This window comes from Janthinobacterium sp. GL_088, from assembly GCF_057837845.1.
The window spans coordinates 1,537,479-1,557,774 of sequence record NZ_CM174453.1; the positions used below are offsets into that span (position 1 = coordinate 1,537,479).

12 protein-coding genes and 1 pseudogene are annotated in these 20,296 nt (G+C 60.0%); 9 read left to right on the forward strand and 4 right to left on the reverse strand.

What is annotated here, in order from left to right; genetic code table 11:
• Positions 1-89 precede the first annotated feature (89 nt).
• From AC3IQ7_RS06865 to AC3IQ7_RS06900, 8 genes and pseudogenes are all read left to right on the forward strand, one after another.
• Complete coding sequence (locus AC3IQ7_RS06865) at positions 90-2,300, forward strand: TonB-dependent receptor (protein WP_199534460.1); 2,211 nt, start codon at positions 90-92, stop codon at positions 2,298-2,300.
• Positions 2,301-2,384: 84 nt separating this feature from the next.
• On the forward strand, positions 2,385-3,380 hold the full coding sequence (locus tag AC3IQ7_RS06870; protein WP_489208688.1) for an extracellular catalytic domain type 1 short-chain-length polyhydroxyalkanoate depolymerase: 996 nt from the start codon (positions 2,385-2,387) through the stop codon (positions 3,378-3,380).
• 199 nt (positions 3,381-3,579) lie between these two features.
• Positions 3,580-6,375 (forward strand): type VI secretion system Vgr family protein, encoded by a 2,796-nt coding sequence (locus tag AC3IQ7_RS06875; protein ID WP_489208689.1) that lies wholly within the window; start codon positions 3,580-3,582, stop codon positions 6,373-6,375.
• An 18-nt stretch (positions 6,376-6,393) separates the two neighbouring features.
• Complete coding sequence (locus AC3IQ7_RS06880; protein WP_489208690.1) at positions 6,394-8,694, forward strand: T6SS effector phospholipase Tle3 domain-containing protein; 2,301 nt, start codon at positions 6,394-6,396, stop codon at positions 8,692-8,694.
• Positions 8,695-8,775: 81 nt separating this feature from the next.
• Positions 8,776-10,368 (forward strand): annotated as a pseudogene (locus AC3IQ7_RS06885) (type VI lipase adapter Tla3 domain-containing protein).
• Positions 10,369-10,381: 13 nt separating this feature from the next.
• Positions 10,382-10,648, forward strand: coding sequence for a PAAR domain-containing protein (locus tag AC3IQ7_RS06890; RefSeq protein ID WP_489208691.1), 267 nt, complete (start codon positions 10,382-10,384; stop codon positions 10,646-10,648).
• An 84-nt stretch (positions 10,649-10,732) separates the two neighbouring features.
• Complete coding sequence (locus tag AC3IQ7_RS06895; RefSeq protein WP_489208692.1) at positions 10,733-11,392, forward strand: hypothetical protein; 660 nt, start codon at positions 10,733-10,735, stop codon at positions 11,390-11,392.
• A 44-nt stretch (positions 11,393-11,436) separates the two neighbouring features.
• On the forward strand, positions 11,437-11,871 hold the full coding sequence (locus AC3IQ7_RS06900; RefSeq protein ID WP_099379509.1) for a DUF695 domain-containing protein: 435 nt from the start codon (positions 11,437-11,439) through the stop codon (positions 11,869-11,871).
• Here the strand turns inward: AC3IQ7_RS06900 and bla are convergent, their stop codons facing one another.
• Both bla and AC3IQ7_RS06910 read right to left on the reverse strand, forming a co-directional pair.
• A complete protein-coding gene (gene bla, locus AC3IQ7_RS06905) occupies positions 11,872-12,765 on the reverse strand; it encodes a class A beta-lactamase (RefSeq protein WP_489208693.1) in 894 nt (297 codons plus the stop codon).
• Entirely contained in the window at positions 12,758-15,433 is a 2,676-nt protein-coding gene (locus AC3IQ7_RS06910) for a hybrid sensor histidine kinase/response regulator (protein WP_489208694.1), read from the reverse strand. The genes bla and AC3IQ7_RS06910 overlap by 8 nt, the downstream gene beginning before the upstream one ends.
• Before the next feature lie 517 nt (positions 15,434-15,950).
• Here AC3IQ7_RS06910 and AC3IQ7_RS06915 point away from each other — a divergent pair.
• The gene (locus AC3IQ7_RS06915; RefSeq protein ID WP_099379506.1) at positions 15,951-18,176 is read left to right on the forward strand and encodes a TonB-dependent receptor; all 2,226 of its coding nucleotides are present in this window, start codon (positions 15,951-15,953) and stop codon (positions 18,174-18,176) included.
• A gap of 206 nt (positions 18,177-18,382) precedes the next feature.
• On the opposite strand, the gene gluQRS is transcribed toward AC3IQ7_RS06915, so the two are convergent.
• Entirely contained in the window at positions 18,383-19,312 is a 930-nt protein-coding gene (gene gluQRS, locus AC3IQ7_RS06920) for a tRNA glutamyl-Q(34) synthetase GluQRS (RefSeq protein ID WP_489208695.1), read from the reverse strand.
• A 127-nt stretch (positions 19,313-19,439) separates the two neighbouring features.
• Positions 19,440-20,291, reverse strand: coding sequence for a hypothetical protein (locus AC3IQ7_RS06925; RefSeq protein WP_489208696.1), 852 nt, complete (start codon positions 20,289-20,291; stop codon positions 19,440-19,442).
• Positions 20,292-20,296 lie beyond the last annotated feature (5 nt).

Here is a 20,296-nt window from a genome sequence, read left to right on the forward strand (position 1 = left end):
GCATTGCGCGCGCGGGTACCGTTACGTCTTGCGATTCTGGAATCCGGCCGTCTTCCCTGGCGGTAAGCAAGCCTGACATTGGAGACGCTATGAAACTTGCTTTGAAATTGATGCCCGCCGCCCTCGCCGTTGCCGGCGCGTTTGCCACCCAGGCCCAGGCGCAGGAAACCAGCCCCGCTGCTGCCAATGCTGTCAGCGCCCAGGAAGCCAGCGATGCGAAAGAACGCATGGAAACCGTAACGGTCTCTGCCCGCCGCCGCGAAGAGCGCTTGCAGGACGTGCCGCTGGCCGTCACGGCGTTTTCCGCCAAGGCCCTGGAACGGGCGAATATCCAGAACCTGGCCGACTTGCAGGAGCGCGTGCCGAACCTGACCGTGTACGCCTCGCGCGGCACGAATACGACATTGACGGCCTTCATTCGCGGCGTGGGCCAGGCCGACCCTGTCTGGGGCGTGGACCCGGGTGTGGGCATTTATTTTGACGACGTCTACATGGCCAGGCCGCAAGGCGCGCTGCTCGACGTGTTCGACGTGCAGCGCATCGAAGTGCTGCGCGGTCCGCAAGGCACCCTGTACGGCAAGAACACCATCGGCGGCGCCATCAAATACATTTCGCGTCCGCTGGCGAAGGAAAACGGCGCGTCGGCGGAAGTGGGCATCGGTAACTATAACCAGCGCAACTTCAAGGCCGCCTTCAACCTGGCCAACGAAAGCGGCACCTGGCGCGCGCGCCTGGCCGCCGCCAAGCTGGACCGCGACGGTTTCGGCCGCAACACGTTTAATGGCGAACAGGTCAGCGACCAGGACAGCACGGCCGCGCGCCTGTCCGTCGGTTACTTTCCGCAGGATATCCCTTTGACCGTCGTGCTGAGCCTGGACGCCACGGACGACAAGTCGGGCGTGCGCGGTTTCCAGCGCATGGGCGTGAGCGCCTTCGATCCGCTCAAGCGGCCGGCCAGCAAGGATGCGTATGATATCCAGAGCGGCATGCCGGGCAACAATTTCACGCACAACCGGGGCGGCTCGCTGGTGGCCAATTACACCTTGTCGAATGACTGGTCTGTCAAAGTGATCGGCGCCAAGCGGCGCAGCACGTCCGAGCAAACCATCGACTTTGACGGCTTGCCGCAGCCCATCGCCGACGTGTTCGGCGACTCGCGCGACGAGCAGAAAAGCCTGGAATTGCAGGCGTCATACAGCGGCGACTATGGCGCCGGCGTGATCGGCCTGTACCGCTTCGAAGGCACGGCGGGCGGCGGCATCTACAACAACTTCCTGGGGCGCCAGTTCACGGCCGCCGTCAGCACGGTGGAAACGGACAGCACGGCGCTGTACACGGACTGGACCTGGCCGCTGGGCAAGGTGTGGAGCATTAATGCGGGCTTGCGCCATACGCGCGAGGAGAAACGCGCCATCGTGCTGAACCGCGCCTTTGCCGACGTGGGCTTTACGCGGCCCATCCAGACGGCGGCCGACTTCGACAAGTCCTTGTCGGTCAGCAATACCTCGCCGAAATTGTCCGTGCGCTACGAAGCGTCGAAGACGACGAATTTCTACAGCAACCTGTCGCGCGGCTTCAAGTCGGGCGGCTACAACGTACGTGCCAACAACCTGGTGGTGCCGGACTCGGCTCGGCCATACAAGGATGAAAAACTCGACGCGCTGGAAGTGGGCATGAAGTACGCGGCGCCAGACGACACGTTTGACGCCAACGTGGCCCTGTTCTACAACCGCTACAAGGATATCCAGTTGTCGGTATTCACCAGCTATGTGCAGCCGGGCGGCGTGCCGGGCTTCTATGGCGACTTCACGAACGCGGGCAAGGCGACCGTGAAAGGCGCCGAGTTCGAATTTTCGTGGCGGCCGAATCGCCAGTGGGAAGTCAACGGCTTCCTCGCGCTGCTCAATGCCCATTATGACGAGTTCATGAGCGGCGGCAAGAACATTGCGGATACGCAAAAGTTCAGCAATACGCCAGCCCGGCAAGTGGGCTTGAACCTGACGCGCACGGACCGCGACGTGTTCGGCGGCGCCTTGCGCAGCATGGTCGGCTATGGCTACCGCAGCAAGGTTTACCCGACCACGGACTTGAGCGAAACGCTGGCGCAGGGCGGCTACAGCATCTGGACGGCAGGCGTCGTGTGGGAAGCGCCGAAGAACTGGACCTTCAGCCTGCATGGCAGCAATCTGGGTAATAAGCGCTATCGCACGGATGGCTACAACATTCCGGCCGTGTTCATCCTCGACGGTTTCTATGGCCCGCCGCGCCAGATCATCGCCAAGGCAGGCTACAAATTTTAAGGGGTTGTAGAAGTGCCGGCTTGACGGGCGTCAAGCCGGTTCGTTGTCGCTGTTTTCGTCGTTAATAATAATCAGGAGACTGGCATGGCACATCTGAATCAGCAACTGCGTCACTTGTTATCTGCAATCATCGCCGCCTGCGGCTTGCTGGCCGCGCTGCCGGCCGCCGCCGGCCAATGGGACTTCGGCCTGTACGCGAGCCTGTGGGGCACGCGCGAATACCAGGTCTGGCTACCGAGTAATTACAGTCCGAATACACCGCTGCCCGTCGTGCTGATGCTGCACGGCTGCGGTTCCGAGCCCAACAGCATGGCCGCCGTCAGCCGCTACAACCAGCTGGCCGACAGCGAAAACTTCATCGTCGTCTATCCGCGCCAGAACGCCACGGCCAACCCCATGCGCTGCTGGAATTTCATGTTGCCGCTGAACCAGGAACGGGGCACGGGCGAACCTGCCGTGCTGATGGGCATCTTGAACAAGGTCAAGAGCAAGTATGCGGTGCAGGACAGCCGCGTGTACGTGACGGGCATCTCGGCCGGCGGCGCCATGGCCTCCATCATGGCCGCCTGTTATTCCGACGTGTTTGCCGCCGTGATGGTGCATTCGGGCGGCATGTACAAGGGCGCCATCGGCATGCTCACGGCCGCCGATTCGCTGTTCAACGGCAGCTCGTTCGACCCGAAAGTACGGGGCAAGGATGCCTGGCGCTGCTCCGGTTCGCCGCGCCGGCTGATGCCGACGATGGTGTTCCACGGCACTTCCGACATCGTCGTCAACCCCGTCAACGGCGAGCAAACCATCGAGCAATTCCTGCAGACCAGCGACTATGGCGATGATGGCCTCGACAATGACAGCGTGCGTTACCGTGCCGACAGCATCGTGCGCCAGACGGTGCCGTACGGCCGCAGTTACTCCATCGACACCTACCTGTACAACGGCGCCGTCATCGCGCAAAAGTACACGGTCGAGGGCATGAACCACGCATGGAGCGGCGGCCCTCCCGGCTGGCCATTCAGCGATGAGCTGGGCCCGGACGCCACCGTGATCAGCTGGAATTTCTTCAAGAATTACCAGCGCTGATGGCGTGAGGAATTTGCAGCTTGGACAATGCACCCATTGTGCTGCTCAAGCCCCCGCCCTGCTGGCCAGGCGGCAAAGGTTGATGCAAGTAGTGGGAACCTTGGCGGGTTCTTACTAAATATCAAGTATTTCCCTGCCATCCCATGGCATTGTCGGTTCTCCAGCTTGATTCGATGCAAGTGCGAATGAGGAGAACGCCATGGAAGGTGACGAGTCGATATCGGGTGCCGAGCGACCGCTGCGCCTGCGCCTGGGTGTTTCGCCCAAGGTGCCTGCCGGCGTGCTGATACCGCAGCGTATCGCCGGCAGCGAGGCCATCTGTGGCGGCATCGAATACCGCATCTTGTGTGTCTCGACGCATGCCGACTTGCCGCTCAGTAGTTTGATTGCCTTGCCTGCCGCTATCGATATTGTCACCGACCAGGGCCAGCTGCGCAGTATCTGCGGCCTGGTCACGCAAGCAAGTGCCGGCGACAGCGATGGCGCGCTGGCCAGCTATCAGCTGGTGCTGACGGACGCTTTCGCCATCATGGAAAAGCGCTGCAATACGCGTATCTTCCGGCGTTTGTCCGATATCGAGATCGTCAAGACCTTGCTTGATGAATGGATACGCAGCAATACCGTGCTGGCACATGCTTTCCAGTATGCGTTTGCCGATTTCTTCGAGGCGCAAACGTATCCGCAGCGTGAATTTGTCATGCAGCACAATGAGTCCGATGCAGCCTTCGTACGGCGCCTGCTCAAGCGTAGCGGCGTCGCCTGGTTTTTTCGTGCCGAGGGCAATACGGATGCACATGCCGAGCCGGCGCATACCCTGGTGCTATTCAACCATGCCGATGGCTTGCGGAAAAACATGGCTGATACCGTGCGTTATCACGCGGACCGCGCGACGGAACAGCGCGACACCTTGACGTCGTGGAGCGAAGTGCGCAAACTGCAGGCGGGCAAGGTGACGCGCCATAGCTGGAATGAAGAACACCCGCGCGCGCGGCCGTTCATGACCGCCGATGCCTTGGGACGGGGGCAGCAGGGCATGCATGGCAATGCGATTGCCTCCACGCTTGATGATTACCGCGTGCTGCCGCCGCGCGCGGGCAACGATCATGAGGCCTTGTGCCAGCTGGGCATGCTGGCCATGCAGCAGCATGATTACGAGAGCCATTGCTTTCACGCCGAAGGCAGCGTGCGCGACCTGTGCCCGGGCGAGTACTTCAGCCTGGCCGAGCACCCGGACATCGGCGCCCTGCCAGTGGCCGAGCGCGACTTTGTCGTCACATCGCTGCAGGTGGCGGCGCAGAATAATTTACCCAGGGAGCTTGCCGCCAGGGTGGCCCGCCTGTTTGCGCGTAACCGCTGGCTGGCCGATGACGCATCGCTGCCGCAGCGCGAGCTGGCGGCGACGGTGGACGACGGCCCCTTGCGCATGCATATTGCACTGACTGCCGTGCGGCGCGGCGTGCCCATCGTTCCAGCCTATGACACGCGCATCGACCTGCCGCCAGTCACCATGCAAAGCGCCGTGGTGGTGGGGCCGGCGAATGAGGAAGTCCATTGCGACGCGATGGGTCGGGTCAAGGTCCGCTTTCCCGCCACGCGCAAGCTGGACCACGAGCATGCAGGCGGCACGGGCGCCTCCGACACGGATGCCGATTCGGCCTGGGTGCGGGTCGCGTCGAGCTGGGCGGGAAACGGTCACGGCAGCATGCAGCAATGCGGCTATCTGGGCTTGCCCCGCGTGGGCAGCGAAGTTCTGCTGGCCTTTCTTGGAGGTGACCCGGACCGGCCCATCATCGTGGGCCAGTTGTATAACGACAACGCGCAGCCGGTCGCCCTGAGCAAGGCAGGCGACTTGCCCGGCAACCGTTATTTGTCCGGCATCAAGAGCCGCGAAATCAACGGTACGCGTGGCAACCAGTTGCGTTTTGACGATGTCCATGGGCAAATCAACGCCCAGCTTGCCAGCGATCATGGTTCCGCCCAGCTTAACCTGGGCTGGCTGACGCAGGACCGGCGTAACGGCCAGGGTACGGCGCGCGGCGAGGGCGCCGAGCTGCGCACCGACGAGCAGTTGGCCATGCGGGCGGGCAAGGGCATGCTGATTTCGGCCTGGAAGCGCCTGAATGGCGATAGCGGCCATATGGCGCGCAGCGAATATCTGGGTCTGATGGAAAACTGCCTGGACTTGTTTCGCTCGCTGGGCAGCTATGCGGCGACGCATCAGGCGCTGGAGCAGGAAGACCAGGCGCAGCAGGAATTGCAGCACAGCTTGAAAGGCTGGGAGGGCGGCAGCAATACGCAGCCCCGTGCCGAGCTGGGTGGTGCGGCGGCGATTGCCGTCACGGCGCCCGCCGGCATCAGCTTTGCCAGTTCGAAAGCCATCGTCAGTTATGCCGTCAGCAATATCGATACGGTGGCGCAGCAGCACTTGCAAGCCGTGGCAGGCCAGCGCTACAGCGTGAACGCGGGTAAGGGCATTTCGCTGTTTGCCCATGCGGATGGCATCCGCGCCATCGCCCACCATGGCAAGTTTTTGCTGCAAAGCCAGCATGACGACATGGACCTCAGCGCGGCAAAAAACCTGAAGCTCACGGCCAGCGACGGCAAGCTGACGGGCATGGCCGATGAAATCGTGTTGATTTCCAAACATGGCGCTTTCATCCGCATCGCCGATGGCATCACCTTTGGCAGCAAGTCGCCGCTGAACTTCAATGCGCCCAACTTTGTATTCAACGACCCGCAGAGCATGGAGGTGCAATTGCCAAGCTTTGCCGAGGGCAAGGCCGACCAGCAATTCATCTTTCAGTACGAAGGCGATGACAGTCTCGTTGATGGCGTGTCGCCAACACCACAGCTGGCGCCGCAAGCGCACTTTGCCGTGAAACTGGGCGATGGTTCAGCGGCCGATGGGCGCAGTGATGGGAGCGGCAAGACGGACGTGCTCGAGCGCGCCGCGATGCACCTGGCCGCCATCGAAGTATTCAATAACAAGGATTGATGACGCCAGGAGAGTGCGATGGGCAGCTATCCGAAAGTACCGTACGTCGTGGGCGAGGATGTTGCGATCCTGCATTGCGAACGCAGCGTGTGCAAAAAGGTGAAGGTACGCCGCAATCTGCCGGGCAATATCATCGTCATCCATGGCGTCAACGATGTGGGCGTCAGCTACAAGGCGGTGGAAGATGGCTTGTGCGCCGGCCTGGCCGCCAGGCTGGGGCGGCCATTTACACCGGCCACTTACCGCATGCCCGTGGCGGCGGACAAGGACAGGCTGGAAGACGATCCCGACGCTGTCTTTTTCAAGCGCACGATAGCCAAGGACACCGATAGCCCCGTGATTCCGTTTTACTGGGGCTACCGTGAAGTGGGAGGTAAGAGTAGCACCATCAATGGTCAGTTTGTCGATCGCTACGGTAATCGCTTGGACAAGGATTTATCCAAGGAAGGCGGGCCGTTTGGCAACGCCACCAGCAGCTTGCCCGACATGTGGCGTCCGGGCATGTATGCGCCTGCGGACCCCATGGGCGATGCCTTGCGTCCGCTGAAGACGGCGCCCGGGCGCATGTATATGGTACTGGCGGCGCAGCGGCTGGCCGCGCTCATTTCCATGATCCGCGATTATGATGCCCAGGACACCGTCAGCATCGTTGCGCACAGTCAGGGCTGTCTGTTGTCGTTGCTGGCGCAGGCCATGTTGATGGAAAAAGGGCTGGCACCGGCCGACAATTTGATACTCACGCATCCGCCATACAGCCTGGTGGACAGCCTGCCTCTGTTGATGCGAGGAGCCGCCTGGTTCGATGGCGGCGAAGATGCAGCGATGAAGCCCTATTACCATTTGCTCAGTGGCGCGCAGACGCTGGGTGCGCGCCTGAAGACCTTGGTGAATATCGTGGCCGGTGTGGCGAAAGGCAACGGCCAGGCTTGCCAGCCGCCGTTTGCCGACTTGAAAAAGGATGAGCATCGCGGCATGGTTGGCAGCCGTTGGCAGGGCGCCGAAGACCGCGACAACCGCCGCAAGGTTTATCTGTATTTTTGCCCTGAAGACATGACGGTGGCGCTCGATAACATCCAGGGAATAGGATGGGATGGCGTGCCCGATCATGCATTGGGAAGTGAATTGGTGGAAGAAGAGGAGACATCCAGTCTGGATGGGTACAGTATTTCCTCCGGACATACCAAGATGGTGGAACACAAGCAGGTTCGCGGAGCGCTGGCAGAACTGGGTGGCAGATTTTATCAGCGGGTATTCAGCAACAAGACCCGGCTGGATCCGGCCACGGGAAAGACTACGGTGTCGTTGGTAGGCAAGCCGCCACCTTTTGACTTCCCGTTGCGCCTGCCGACGGAAACCGAGCAGTCGCATGTGGAGGTTGCTCTGCGAAAACACCGCGCACAACATCAAGCGGTGGCCTGGCCTGTCAATACCAAGTTGAGCAAAGTGGAACAGCGTAATGGCGTACGCACCATCACTGGCGAAGCGTTGAAACAACCGGTACCGGCCGACTTGCGGGGCACCTCGCAAATTGATCCCGCCAATATTCCAGCAACGTCCATGATGAGAAACCGTACCGTGGCAGATCAGGGACCCGCAGAGGAAGTCGATCCCTGCGATGCGTCGGTGGCACCGACCAGCGGGAGCGGCATGCAGCTACGCAGCGAGTATCGCCCTGATCCGGGCGGTTATCAAAAGTTTCCCGAACGGGTGGAATACCTGAGTCTACGAGAGTTGGCATTGATGACGGCAAGCTACAACAAGGAAAAAGGACTGGACGTGAAAGACAAGCTCGATCAACGCGAAATTGTCTCGGCGCAACGCTACCCTGACAGCAATGTCGTGGCGAAAATTCAGGAAAGCCCGAACGAGGCGCGCTTGCGCTGGCAGCGGGAAGTCAGTGCCAGATCTTTCCACAGTTCGATTATCGGTAGCGCGAAAAATCATAGCCAGGTGACCGCGTATGACGTGGCGATTGGCAGCGGCAAGGCGTCATCCGATCCACTGTTCTATGCGTATCTATGTGCGGTGGCAGATTGGCGGGTGAAGGACCTGAAGAACGGCGATAAAGGGCGTAAGGGAATACGGATAAAAGAAAAGTTCATATTGGAGTTCGCGCCATATTTATCCGTAGAACCCGGATGGAGAAGTACTGCAATCAATGGCAGCATTGACTATTACAACACAGGAATCTTGCCTGTAGGATTGCCCTTGCTATCAGGGCCGTTGTGGAAAATTGTAGTGTCACAAACCAAAAATATAAAGGTAGTGAGTAGTGAGCGAAAAAGCAAAATAAATGAATTGTCGAAGCCTCGTCGGTAGCAACTTGCTTTGATTGATTATCGTTTCTCCGGGATTGCAGACCAAAAGGTGATGGCCAAGATGACGCTTCGTTGGTTGGGAATGTCGATAGTTGTTTTAATTATATTTTTTGGTTTGTTGTGGCTCAATGCCTTATCGAAGAGTCAGGCGCGTGAAATAGCGTTACAGTTGCAGGCGAAACAGCCAAAGGTGCCTGTGGGGCCACGGCAAGAGTACGTGCTGGAGGTGATTGGACTTGGCGTTACCCTGGATAAGTATCGGCAAGGAAAGCTGTGGGATGTCTTACAAAAAGGCAGTCCTTACACCAGCATACGCGAACAAAACCCCAGGAAATATCCGTGGACGGGTGATGATAAGGATGGGGAAGGCGGCAGCAGGGCCTACGATGCGCTGGAAAATGGCATTAATTTTACTCCGATGTATTGGAACCTGCCGTCATTTTATGCGGGTACACCCATTCTTGACCCGGCGGCACAACCGAGCTTGATTGAGCCGATGGCAGGACTCGTGGCTGGCGCTGGTACGGGGGGCATGCCCTTGCATCTATTTTCCTTGGCTTCATGGAAACTGGATGAACATCCTGACCAATTGCTTATTGATGTTTTTGATTTTTTCGATAAGCATCCTGACGTACCCTACGTCGCCTTGCACTCCGAGGACAGCGTTGGTACACGGGATGGCAACCGGAAGCCAGGCACTGCAAGGAAATTGGTAAACGGATATTTCATTCCGGATATGCCTGATGCCACGGCAGTATTCATCCTGGCGCGCCGCGAACGAGTAGAACCGTTGCGCCCTTTTGTCTGGGACGACCCGGAGAATAACTTTGTCCAGGAAAAACTGCGGGGGATGTATTACGAGGTCATGCAATCGCTTCCTTCGCGCGCGAAACAGCAGCGACCTGAAGCCTTCAGCGAACGTCAACCCACCGTCGCCGAATGGCTCGCCGCCGCCGCCGCCTTCGCCCAGCGGCCCGATATCCGCGGCGTGGGCTTGCATACGTTCGATAAACTCAATCCTTGGGAAAATCGCCCTCCGCGTGACTGGAAGCCGACGCCGTGGTTTCCCATTCCCTGGAACCGGGACCAGATGGAAACCTTCGACCGCTTGCCTTCGTTCGGTTTCGTGCACCGGCCCGTATTCGTCAAATTTGCGGATGAGGAGGGCAAGCCCGTCACGCGGCGTGACCAGCGCCAGAAGATGTTCAATGCGGGCTGGCAATAGGCGTTGCAGACCTTGCCGGTAGCCGAGCGCGGCAAGGGGCCGGCGCGCATCGTGGCCGGCACGGGAAATCAGCCGGAACAGTTGCTGATGCTCGAAGGCATGTTGCATGACTATGCCTCACAAGGCGGGCCGAAAATCGACAGCAGCAAGAGCGCACAGTTCATCAATACCGATCATCGGCTGGGCAATACCGGTGCGGCCACCTGGTTCATGCAGATGGCCATTGGCGTGATGGGCAGCTATCGCGATGGCGGCGCCACTGCCGCGATTAATTTGCGCGACGGCAATGAGGCCAGCATCATCTTCATCACGCCGCCATCGGACGCCAAACGCCAGCAGCAGGATGCCAATGGCGATATCTTCCGCAGCCGCGTCACGCCCGCCGTCGATCCGGCCAACTATGCGGCCCCATCGGTGGAAGCCATCCTGGAAAGCTCGGTGGGCAAGTAGAACGGGAGGCAGCATGCGTAAAGTCATCCGTTTGGGCGACGCCACGTCGCATGGCGGCAAGGTGCTCAGTTGTGCCGCCACGCATTTTACGGTCAATGGCATTGCCGTGGCCTGCGTCGGGGACTTGTGCAGCTGCCCCGTCAAGGGGCATCAAGGCTGCAAGATCGCCAGCGGCTCGTCGCGGCACACCATCAACGGCATCTCCATCGCCTTTGAAGGCGATACTACCACCTGTGGCGCCAAGTTGCTCGCTGGCGGCGTCAACTTCCGCACCTCCTGACGCCGCGTCCGCCTGCCATTTCCTGGTAACTATATAATCTGCGCTTGGGCGATATCCGCCCTTGACTCCGATTGAAGGAATGCCATGCCAGCTTATTTCGTGCGCCCCTTGGCGCTGTGTGTCGTGTCTGCTGTGTGCCTGTCTGCCAGTGCCGCCGAGGCGGTGGTGGATGCGCAGCAGCGCGCGTCCTTGCTGGAGTTTTATGCACAGCAATATCCGGGCGAGCCGGCTGCGCGCACCGTGTTCGAGAGCGTGCCCGTGGTGGGTGGACGCGGCAGCGAAGTGGTGGGCAGCGTGGAAACGTCGCCGTATCGCGGCCATGGCGCGCTGTGCCGGACGCAGCGCACCAAGTTCGTGCTGCACGGCGAGGGCAAGCAGGCGCGCTGGCAAGAGGCGGGCATGGAGTATTACGCCTGGCTCGACCGTGGCACCTGCCGCGCGGTGGCCGAACCCGTGCGCATGCTGCAGCGCATTCCCGATGCGGAACTGGAAGGCGTGTTGTTGTACCAGAAGCCGTTGCTGGAGCGGGCGCGTTTATTGATGGCGGGCAATACTGCCTGCGCCCCCTTGCGGGCGCTGAAATTTTCGCTGGCGGCCGTCGACGTGGGCACGGCCGCACCGCGTGCCGAAGAGCGCTATGCGCTGGTGTTCAAGAGTGACCGCGACAGCTACGCCCGCGTCTGGCTGCGCAAGAGCGGCGCCCAGTATGACGCGTGGAATGTGACTTGCCCGCCAGTGCTGTAGACTGCTCGCCCTTTGCCCGATTTTACTTTTTGACTGTTGCAACCATGAACGAAAATTCCACTTCCGCCCGCAGCTGGGGCACCATCGTCACGCATAGCGACGAGATGGCCATCATCTACCGCTATGTCGACACTTTCCATGACGACTGGGACCTGTCGTCGCAGCCGGACCGCATCATCATCGCCTGGCGTTATGAGGACGAGACGGGCATGCCCGCGCCGAACGAGCGCGAGCACATGGAAGAGCTGGAAGCGGCGCTGGAACCCGTGGTGGAAGCGGATGGCTTCGCCACGCTGGCGCTGGTGTCCACCGGTGAGAACTTGCGCGAATGGATTTATTACACGCAGTCGGGCGAAGAATTTTTCAATCGCCTCAACACGGCGCTGGCGCCGCGTCCCAAATTCCCGATTGAAATCCGCAGCGCGGCCGACCCCGCTTGGTCGACATACGCCGGCTTCATGGCCGCACTGCCGAAATAATTACACCAATGCAGCCGTCACGATGCGCGTGGCGGCCGTGATGATGTCCTGATTCGTGTCCGCTTTTTTCTGTTCGCGCGTGTAGTACACGGCGATGACCAGCGGCGCGCCGCTGGCAGGGTAGGCCACGCCGATGTCGTTGACGCTGCCATACGCGCCCGAGCCCGTTTTATCGGCCACTTGCCAGCCGGCAGGCACGCTGGCGCGGATACGCTTGTCGCCCGTCGTGTTGCCGCGCATCCAGGTGTCCAGTTGCTGGCGCTGCGATGCCGGCAAGCTATTTCCCAGTAACAATTGCTGCAAGCTGTGCGCCATCGACGCGGGGCTGGCCGTGTCGCGCACTTCGCCCGGGATGGCGCTATTCAATTCCGTTTCCCAGCGTTCCAGCTGGAATGACGTATTGCCGATGCTGCGCGCAAACGCCGTCACGGCTTGCGGCCCGCCTAATAATGTCATCAAGAAATTGGCCGCGCTATTGTCGCTGTACTGCAAGGTGGCGGCGCACAGGTCGGCCACGTTCATGCCGTCGGCCAGATGCTTTTCCGTGATGGGCGAATAGGTGACCAATTCCTTTTTCTCGTAACGCACGTGCTGATCCAGCAAGCCCGGCTGGCTGACGCTGCGTGCCAGCACGGCGGCCGCCAGCATGGCCTTGAAGGTGCTGGCCAGAGGGAAGCGTTCGTCGGCGCGATAGGCAACGCGCAGCTCGCTGCCCTGGCGCCAGGCGGCAACGCCGAGGCGTCCGCCTGCGGCTTGTTCCAGCGCGGCCAGTTGCGTCTGGGCGGCGGCGATGCTGGTGGTGGGTGCGGCAAACAGCAGCGGTGTCGGGCACAGCAGGGCGGCGCTGCCGACCAGCACGAGGTTGCGGCGGACGTGGTTCAGGGATTCAGTCATGGTCTGTCAGTGTTTTTGGGGTGGAAAGGGTAGCCAGCAGTTCGCCGATGGCGAGCAGGTTGGCCGGTTTGGTCAGATGGTGGTCGAAGCCGGCCGCGCTCGACTGGCTGCGGTCGTTTTCGGCGCCCCAACCCGTCAAGGCAACGAGCACGACGTTGGCGCCGGCCGGTATCCGGCGCAGCGCGCGCGCCACTTCGTAGCCGTTCATGCCGGGCAAGCCGATGTCGAGAAAGATGACGTCCGGCAAGAATTGCGGCGCCACGGCCAGGGCTTGCGCGCCGTCGTGGGCCACTTGCGTGGCATGGCCCATCATGTCGAGCACGGCGGCGAGGGTGTCGGCCGCATCGATATTGTCGTCGACCACCAGCACGCGGAAATGCGGGCCGCCGTTGGCGCTGGCAGGCGCGGCCGGTGCGGCGGACGCTGTCATTTCCTCCTCCAGCAGCGGCAGGCGCACGCTGAAGGTGCTGCCCAGGCCGGCGCCGGGACTGGCCGCCGTGGCGCTGCCGCCATGCAACTCGGCCAGGCGCCGCACCAGTGACAGGCCAATGCCCAGGCCGCCTTGCGCCCTGCCCATGTTTTGCCCCACCTGCGTGAACATGTCAAACACGGTGCTGATCGACTCGGCGGGTATGCCCACGCCGCTGTCCTTGACTTCGATCAATGCCTCGTTGCCATCGCGTAATGCGCGCAAGCTGATCCGCCCGCCGGCCGGCGTGTACTTGGCGGCATTGTTGAGCAAATTTCCCAGCACTTGCGCCAGGCGCGTGGGATCGGCTTCGAGCGGCAGCGCTTGCTCATCGAGTTGCACCTGCAATTGATGGCGGCTGGACTCGATCAGCGGCATGCTCGTTTCCACGGCGCTGGCAATGATGGTTTTCAGGTCCGCGCGTTCAAGCTTGAGTTCGATCTGGCCCCGCGTGATGCGGGCCACGTCCAGCAAATCATTGACCAGGTGCACCATCTGATTGACTTGCCGTTCCATCACGTCGCGCACCCGTGCCACGGTGGCGGGCTTGTCGGCGGCCAGGCGCATGATCTGCAAGCCGTTGCGGATGGGCGCCAGCGGGTTGCGCAGTTCGTGCGCCAGGGTGGCGAGGAATTCCGTCTTGCGCCGGTCCATTTCTGACAGGTTGTCGGCCAGCTGGCGCAATTGCTGCTCGGAGCGCTTGCGCTCGCTGATGTCGCTGAACAATACCGTCAGCAGGCGGCTGCCGGGGCCGCCCAGGCGCGCGGCGAAGACTTCGAACCAGCGCTCCATGGCCACGGCTTCGTTTTCGTAGCGCACAGGCTCGCCGGTCTTGACGACCTGGTCGTACATATCGAACCAGTGCTGGTCGTGGTCGGGCACGAAGCTGCGGATGGTCTTGCCGATGGCATTGTCGAGGCCTGACTGCTTGACGAAGGCGGGATTGCCTTCCAGGTAGCGGAAATCGATGGGGCGGCCTTGCTCGTCGTACAGCATTTCGATGACGCAAAAGGCCTGGTCCATCAGCTCGATCAGGGTGCGGTAGCGTTCCTCGCTGCGGCGCAGCGCATCTTCCACTTGTTTCTGGCGCGTGATGTCGAGCAGGACGCCGGGCAATTGCAAGGGCGTGCCGTCGGGCGCGTATTCCGCGCGGCCCCGCGCGATGACCGAGCGGTACTGGCCATCGCCGGCACCGACGCGGTAGCTGGCCTCGAACGGCGCGTGCGCCTGCAGCGCCTGGGCAATCTGCGCGCTGACTTGCTCGCGGTCATCGGGATGGATGATCTCCAGGTAGCGCGCCAGCGGCGCCGCCGTGGCCGCATCGGCATTGACGGGGAACAAGCGCGCCATATTGCTGTCGGCCGTGACCCGGTCGGCCACGATATCCCAGTTCCAGGTGGCCACTTCGCCGGCCGCCAGGGTCAGGCGCAGGGTTTCCTCGTTCTGCTTGCTGGTCGTCAGGTCGAGCGAGATGCCGGACAGGCCGATCACATTGCTTGCGCCGTCGCTGGCGCAAGTACCGCGCATGTGCGCCCAGTGCAGTGACCCATCGGGCCAGCGCACGCGGATATCGACTTCGAAATCGCTGGCGCTGGCGATGGCCGCGTGCACCACCGTCTGCCAGTGCTGCAGGTCGCCGTCGAGCATGGCGCCCGTCAACCGCGCGTAATCGATGTGGCTGTCAGGCGGCAGGCCCAGATTGGCCTTGAAGGCATCGGAGCCGGCCATGCTGCCGCTGCCCAGGTCGATTTCCCACGTGCCCATGCGGCCGCCCTGCATGGCCAGGCGCAGCCGCTGTTCCGTCTGCCGTTGCTGCGTCACGTCGCAATGCGAGCCCAGCCATTCAACGATGCTGCCGTCGGGCGCCAGCACGGGCAGCATGCGCACGAGCATGTTGCGGTAGGCGCCGCTGACGTGGCGCAGCCGGTATTCCGCTTCGAACACGCTGGTCAGGTGCGATGGCATGACGTAAGGCAAGTTGCGGTCGTCCGGATGCAGGGCATTGACCCAGCCGCGGCCCAGCAGTTCGGCCTCCGTCTGGCCCGTGAAGGCGCGCCAGGATGGCTGGTCGGCATCGAACTGGCCGAAGGTTTTCGTGCTCCAGACGATGTCGCAATGGGCGCTCAGCAACAGATGCGCCGCCTGGGCGGCGACGGTGGAGGACGGGACGGCGTTGCTGGGCTGGCTGGGTTCTGGCATGGAGGCGATCGACGATGGTGCAGGGGGCCTCGCCGCACTGGAATGGGGCGGCCTGGCAACTTAATTCTGGCGATATTACAACTATTTTTGCCCTCTGGGCTGTCTTGCAGGATGCCCATTCCGCTTTCCCGGGTCTGGCGAAAAAGTCGCGCCCTACGGCAGGTGATCGGATGAAATAGCAAGGAAATAGCAAGACTGGGGCGCTATTGTGGCTGAATAACCACTAGTCGGCCCTTTATGTTGATGAATGAATATTTTACAGAACAATATTCTTGCAGCGCATAAGGCGCTTGAATTAAATTGGCGCCTTACTTGAAAGTTGGTGTTCATCAGACATCCCAGAGATGCGGCCAGACCGCTGTCAGCTTGGACGACAGCCAGGGCAGAGCCAGTGACGCCAGGAGCGGAGAGACATCCGCTCGCGCTGCTGCACCGAGATGGTGCAGACGATCATCCAGCGCCGTACATAACCCGGAGACAGGTTTCGCAATTCTTTTTTAAACTTCTGGGAAACAACATGATCAAGATGTCCAAGATGCACAAGCGTTTGTGCGCCAAAAGCGCTGCTATGCTGGCACTTTCCGCTGCCTTGCCTATCGGCTCGGCTTATGCTGATGAAGTCGCTGCTGATACGACCCCTGCCGCCAGCCAGCTGGAAACCGTGACCGTGACGGCGCAGCGCCGCAAGGAAAATATCCGCGACGTGCCCGTCTCCGTGTCGCTGCTGCGCGACGAAAAGCTCGACGTGCTGGTATCCGGCGGACAAGACATTCGCGTGCTGGCCGGCAAAGTGCCGAGCCTGAACGTGGAGTCGTCGAACGGCCGCACCTTCCCCCGCTTCTACATCCGCGGCTATGGCAATACCGATTTCAATATCTTTGCATCGCAACCTGTTTCCCTGATTTACGACGATGTCGTGCAAGAAAATCCGATCCTCAAGGGCTATCCGATTTTCGACGTGGCTGGCGTGGAAGTGCTGCGCGGCCCGCAAGGCACCTTGTTCGGCCGCAACACGCCTGCTGGCGTGGTCAAGTTTGAATCCGTCAAGCCGAACCTGGACAAGGTTGAAGGCTATTACAACGTCTCCGCCGCCACGCACAACACGACCAATTTCGATGGCGCCGTCAACGTACCGCTGAGCAAAGAATGGGCCATGCGTGTCTCGACCTTGCGCCAGCACCGCGACGACTACGTCGACAACACGTTTACGGGCAAGAAAAACGCGCTGGACGGCTACAACGAACACGCCGAACGCGTGCAGCTGATGTATGCGCCGAACGGCACGTTCAACGCCCTGTTCAATGTGCATCAGCGCAGCACCACGGGCAGCGCGCGCGTGTTCTTCGCCAACGCCATCAAGCTTGGCACGAATGACCTGGTCGACGGTTTCAATCCGACCAAATCCTACACCGATGCCTTGAACTTCCAGGAGCTGCGCACCAATGGCGCCAGCGCTCGCCTGAGCTGGGAACTCGACGGCGTCAAGCTGTACTCGATCACCGGTTTCGAACGCGTGGGCAAGTATGTGTCGCATGGCGACATCGACGGTGGCGCACCAGGCATGGTGCCAGCGATTCCATTCCCGGTGGAAACTGCTGGCGGCATCAGCAGCGTGAAACAGTACTCGCAAGAATTCCGCGCTGAATCGAAAAGTGCCGGTCCGCTGAATTGGCAGGCTGGCGTGTACTACTTCAATGAAGATGCCAACGGTTATACGGATAACTTCGGCGGTAGCGACCATGCGCTCGTTTCGCACCTGGCCAGCCGCCAGAAAAACACGGCCTGGGCCACCTTTGGTTCGGTCAACTATGCCGTCAACGATGACTTCATGCTGCGTGCCGGCTTGCGCTACACCAAGGACAAGAAGGATTTCAACACGGTAGTAGCGAACAACGTCCCGCAAATCAACCCGACCAGCGCCGATGTCAGCAAAGCCAAGGTCAACTGGGATCTGAGCGGTACCTACAAGTACAACAAGGACGTGAACTTCTACGGCCGTATCGCCACCGGTTTCCGCGCGCCAAGTATCGCGCCAGCCAGCAAGGATGTGTCCGTGACTGTGGCCGATGCGGAAACGATCACCTCGTTCGAAGCGGGCATCAAGGCCGACCTGTTCGAGCGCCGTGCCCGCGTCGCTTTCAGCCTGTACAACTACCAGGTGAAAAACCAGCAATTGACGGTCGTTGGCGGCACCTCGAACGTGACGCGTTTGATCAATGCAGCCAAGACGAATGGCCGCGGCGCGGAACTGGAACTGGAAGGTTTTGTCACGCCTAGCCTGAAGATGTCGTTGGGTGGCAGCTACAACTTCACGGAAATCAAGGATCCATCCCTGTCGGTGGCCACATGCCGCAGCTGCACCGTGACCGATCCGAAAAACGCCGCTGGCTTCGCCATCATCAATGGCAATGCGCTGCCGCAAGCGCCGAAGTGGACGGTCACCGCCACGGGCCGCTATTCGATCCCGATGGAAAACGGTGAATTCTTCGTCTTCACGGACTGGGCTTACCGCAGCAAGATCAACTTCTTCCTGTACGAGTCCACCGAGTTCACCGGCAAGCCGATGGTCGAAGGTGGCTTGCGCGTGGGCTACACCTGGGATGCTGGCAAGTATGAAATGGCCGTTTTTGGCCGCAACATCACCGACACCCAGCGTATCACGGGCGCCATCGACTTCAACAACCGCACGGGCTTCATCAATGAGCCACGTCAGTTTGGGGTGCAGTTCAAAGGCAACTTCTAAGAACACATAAGCAAACCTACTGCGCGTCGTGATTTGCGGCCTGCGATGCTCACTGCCTCGGCGGCCCCGTGCCAAGCACAGCTGCGCTTCTCAGCCGCAACTCACTGCCGCTCGCTACGGTTTTCTTAAGTGTTCGGTTCCAGGGCCGGCCCTAGCGGCTGGCGCTTGCATTCCAACCCGCCAACGGTTCGCCGCGGCGGGTTTTTTTATGCGTGTATCGGAAGTTGCCACAAGCGCTGCGCCCAAGCGGGAATCGCTTGCCGCCAGAAGTCTTCGACGTTCTCGGCGCGCACGTCGAGGCCGAGGAAGCGGGCCGCCGGCAACAGCGCCGACGCCAGCAGTTCGGTGGTTTGTGTTCCTGTATCGAAGGCGAGGGCGCCCGTCTGCTTGGACAGCTTTTCGCCGCTGTCGTTCATGACGACAGGCACGTGCAGGAAGCCGGGATGCGGCAAGCCCAGCACATCCTGCAGATACAGCTGGCGCGGCGTGGAATCGAGCAAGTCCGCGCCGCGCACCACTTGCGTGATCCCCTGCGCGCCATCGTCGACCACGACGGCCAGCTGATACGCCCAGTAACCATCGCCGCGCAGCACGATGAAGTCGCCTACGTCGCTGGCCAGATCCTGCCGCTGCGGACCGGCCCAGCGGTCGGCAAAAGCGTACACCGCATCGGCCCCCTGCGGCACCCGCAGCCGCAAGGCCCGCGCCGCCTTGCCCGGCGCCAAGCCGTGACGGCAGGTGCCCGGATACACGGCAGCCCCATTCTTCGGCGCGCCTGCCTGCAAGTTCGAATCCTGGATCTCCTTGCGCGAACAGCCGCACGCATACACGAGGCCATCGTCCTGCAATTGCTTGAGCGCCGCCTGGTACAGCGGCAGCCTCCGGCTCTGCCACGTCGCCTCGCCATCCCAGTGCATGCCGCAGCGCTGCAGGCTGGCCAGGATGCCGAGATCGGCGCCCTCGACATTGCGGTCATAGTCCAGATCCTCGATACGCAGCAGCCACGTGCCCTGATGCACCTTCGCGTCAAGATAACTGGCCATGGCGGCAACGAGCGAGCCCATGTGCAGGGGACCGGAGGGGGAGGGGGCGAAGCGGCCGATGTAGGGGGCGGTGGGAGAGTTCGGAGACGACATGCTGTGAGTGTAGGCAGTGGTGACAGGCGCTGATGGTTTATTGCTCCGGGTGGGGAGCTTTGGCGACAGCGGCAAGTATCGTGCAGGGTGATGGGCAAGTCAAATCCTGGGCTGCTCCCGGAATTGCCTAATTGATCATCAAATGCGCAATGTTATCTTCAACATATGAAATTTCTTCTCTGCAGTAATGTGCGTCATTCAGCGCTCTGAAATGTAAATCCTTGTCGAATTCCTTCGTTCTGAACTTGTTACTGAGCAGTGCTACAACGCTTCCCTCATCTGGCCAGCCTGAAGAATGCAATGCTATCAATGCATTTTCAAAAGCAATTTCATCGAGAAGACAGATTTTTAATTTTCGAGGTAGCTTCTTCAATAAATTCAGCCATCGTATCTCACTTGCTTTTGGGAAAAAAATATCACTATTTTTTATGAATTCTATTATTCTTTGCTGCACTTCTACAGATTTATCTATATTGATATACGATACACAATGATCATTCATTTTCAATCTGATGGGTGATTTTCTGGCTATTTTATACTGCAATATTATGCATGAGGAGGATATTTTTATGTCATGCTGTACGATAACGCTTCCCCACGAAAATTGAAATGCTATTTTTGATAGTCCTTTCATTTGGCCAGGAATGTCAGACTTTCTTTGAATTTGTTTGACTAGCGATGATTCACTCACGCCGTTGCCTACAGAATTATTTTCAAAGTAGTGCATTATTATGTAATCTATTTCTGGGAAATTTTCTTTTGCAATAATCAACTCGACAACGTAATCGTCTACCCATCCATTGATATCAAAAATATAAAGTCCAGTCCCTGTTGTTGTGGGTTTTGTCTGGAATGTATTGATAATGCTATTTATGAAATCGTTTGCTGGAGTTTTTTTCGATAATGCAATTTCTCCATTGACGAGCAGTACTCCATCAATGAAATCAAAAATATAGCTTGGGATTTCAATTTTTTTCATTCTGT

Excerpts from the sequence above, each read along its gene's own strand:
- AC3IQ7_RS06915 (WP_099379506.1), top strand. The coding sequence starts at position 15,951 with ATGATCAAGATGTCCAAGATGCACAAGCGTTTGTGCGCCAAAAGCGCT.
- gluQRS (WP_489208695.1), bottom strand. The coding sequence starts at position 19,312 with ATGTCGTCTCCGAACTCTCCCACCGCCCCCTACATCGGCCGCTTCGCC.
- AC3IQ7_RS06880 (WP_489208690.1), top strand. The coding sequence starts at position 6,394 with ATGGGCAGCTATCCGAAAGTACCGTACGTCGTGGGCGAGGATGTTGCG.
- AC3IQ7_RS06910 (WP_489208694.1), bottom strand. The coding sequence starts at position 15,433 with ATGCCAGAACCCAGCCAGCCCAGCAACGCCGTCCCGTCCTCCACCGTC.
- AC3IQ7_RS06865 (WP_199534460.1), top strand. The coding sequence starts at position 90 with ATGAAACTTGCTTTGAAATTGATGCCCGCCGCCCTCGCCGTTGCCGGC.
- AC3IQ7_RS06890 (WP_489208691.1), top strand. The coding sequence starts at position 10,382 with ATGCGTAAAGTCATCCGTTTGGGCGACGCCACGTCGCATGGCGGCAAG.
- bla (WP_489208693.1), bottom strand. The coding sequence starts at position 12,765 with ATGACTGAATCCCTGAACCACGTCCGCCGCAACCTCGTGCTGGTCGGC.
- AC3IQ7_RS06925 (WP_489208696.1), bottom strand. The coding sequence starts at position 20,291 with ATGAAAAAAATTGAAATCCCAAGCTATATTTTTGATTTCATTGATGGA.
- AC3IQ7_RS06895 (WP_489208692.1), top strand. The coding sequence starts at position 10,733 with ATGCCAGCTTATTTCGTGCGCCCCTTGGCGCTGTGTGTCGTGTCTGCT.
- AC3IQ7_RS06900 (WP_099379509.1), top strand. The coding sequence starts at position 11,437 with ATGAACGAAAATTCCACTTCCGCCCGCAGCTGGGGCACCATCGTCACG.
- AC3IQ7_RS06870 (WP_489208688.1), top strand. The coding sequence starts at position 2,385 with ATGGCACATCTGAATCAGCAACTGCGTCACTTGTTATCTGCAATCATC.
- AC3IQ7_RS06875 (WP_489208689.1), top strand. The coding sequence starts at position 3,580 with ATGGAAGGTGACGAGTCGATATCGGGTGCCGAGCGACCGCTGCGCCTG.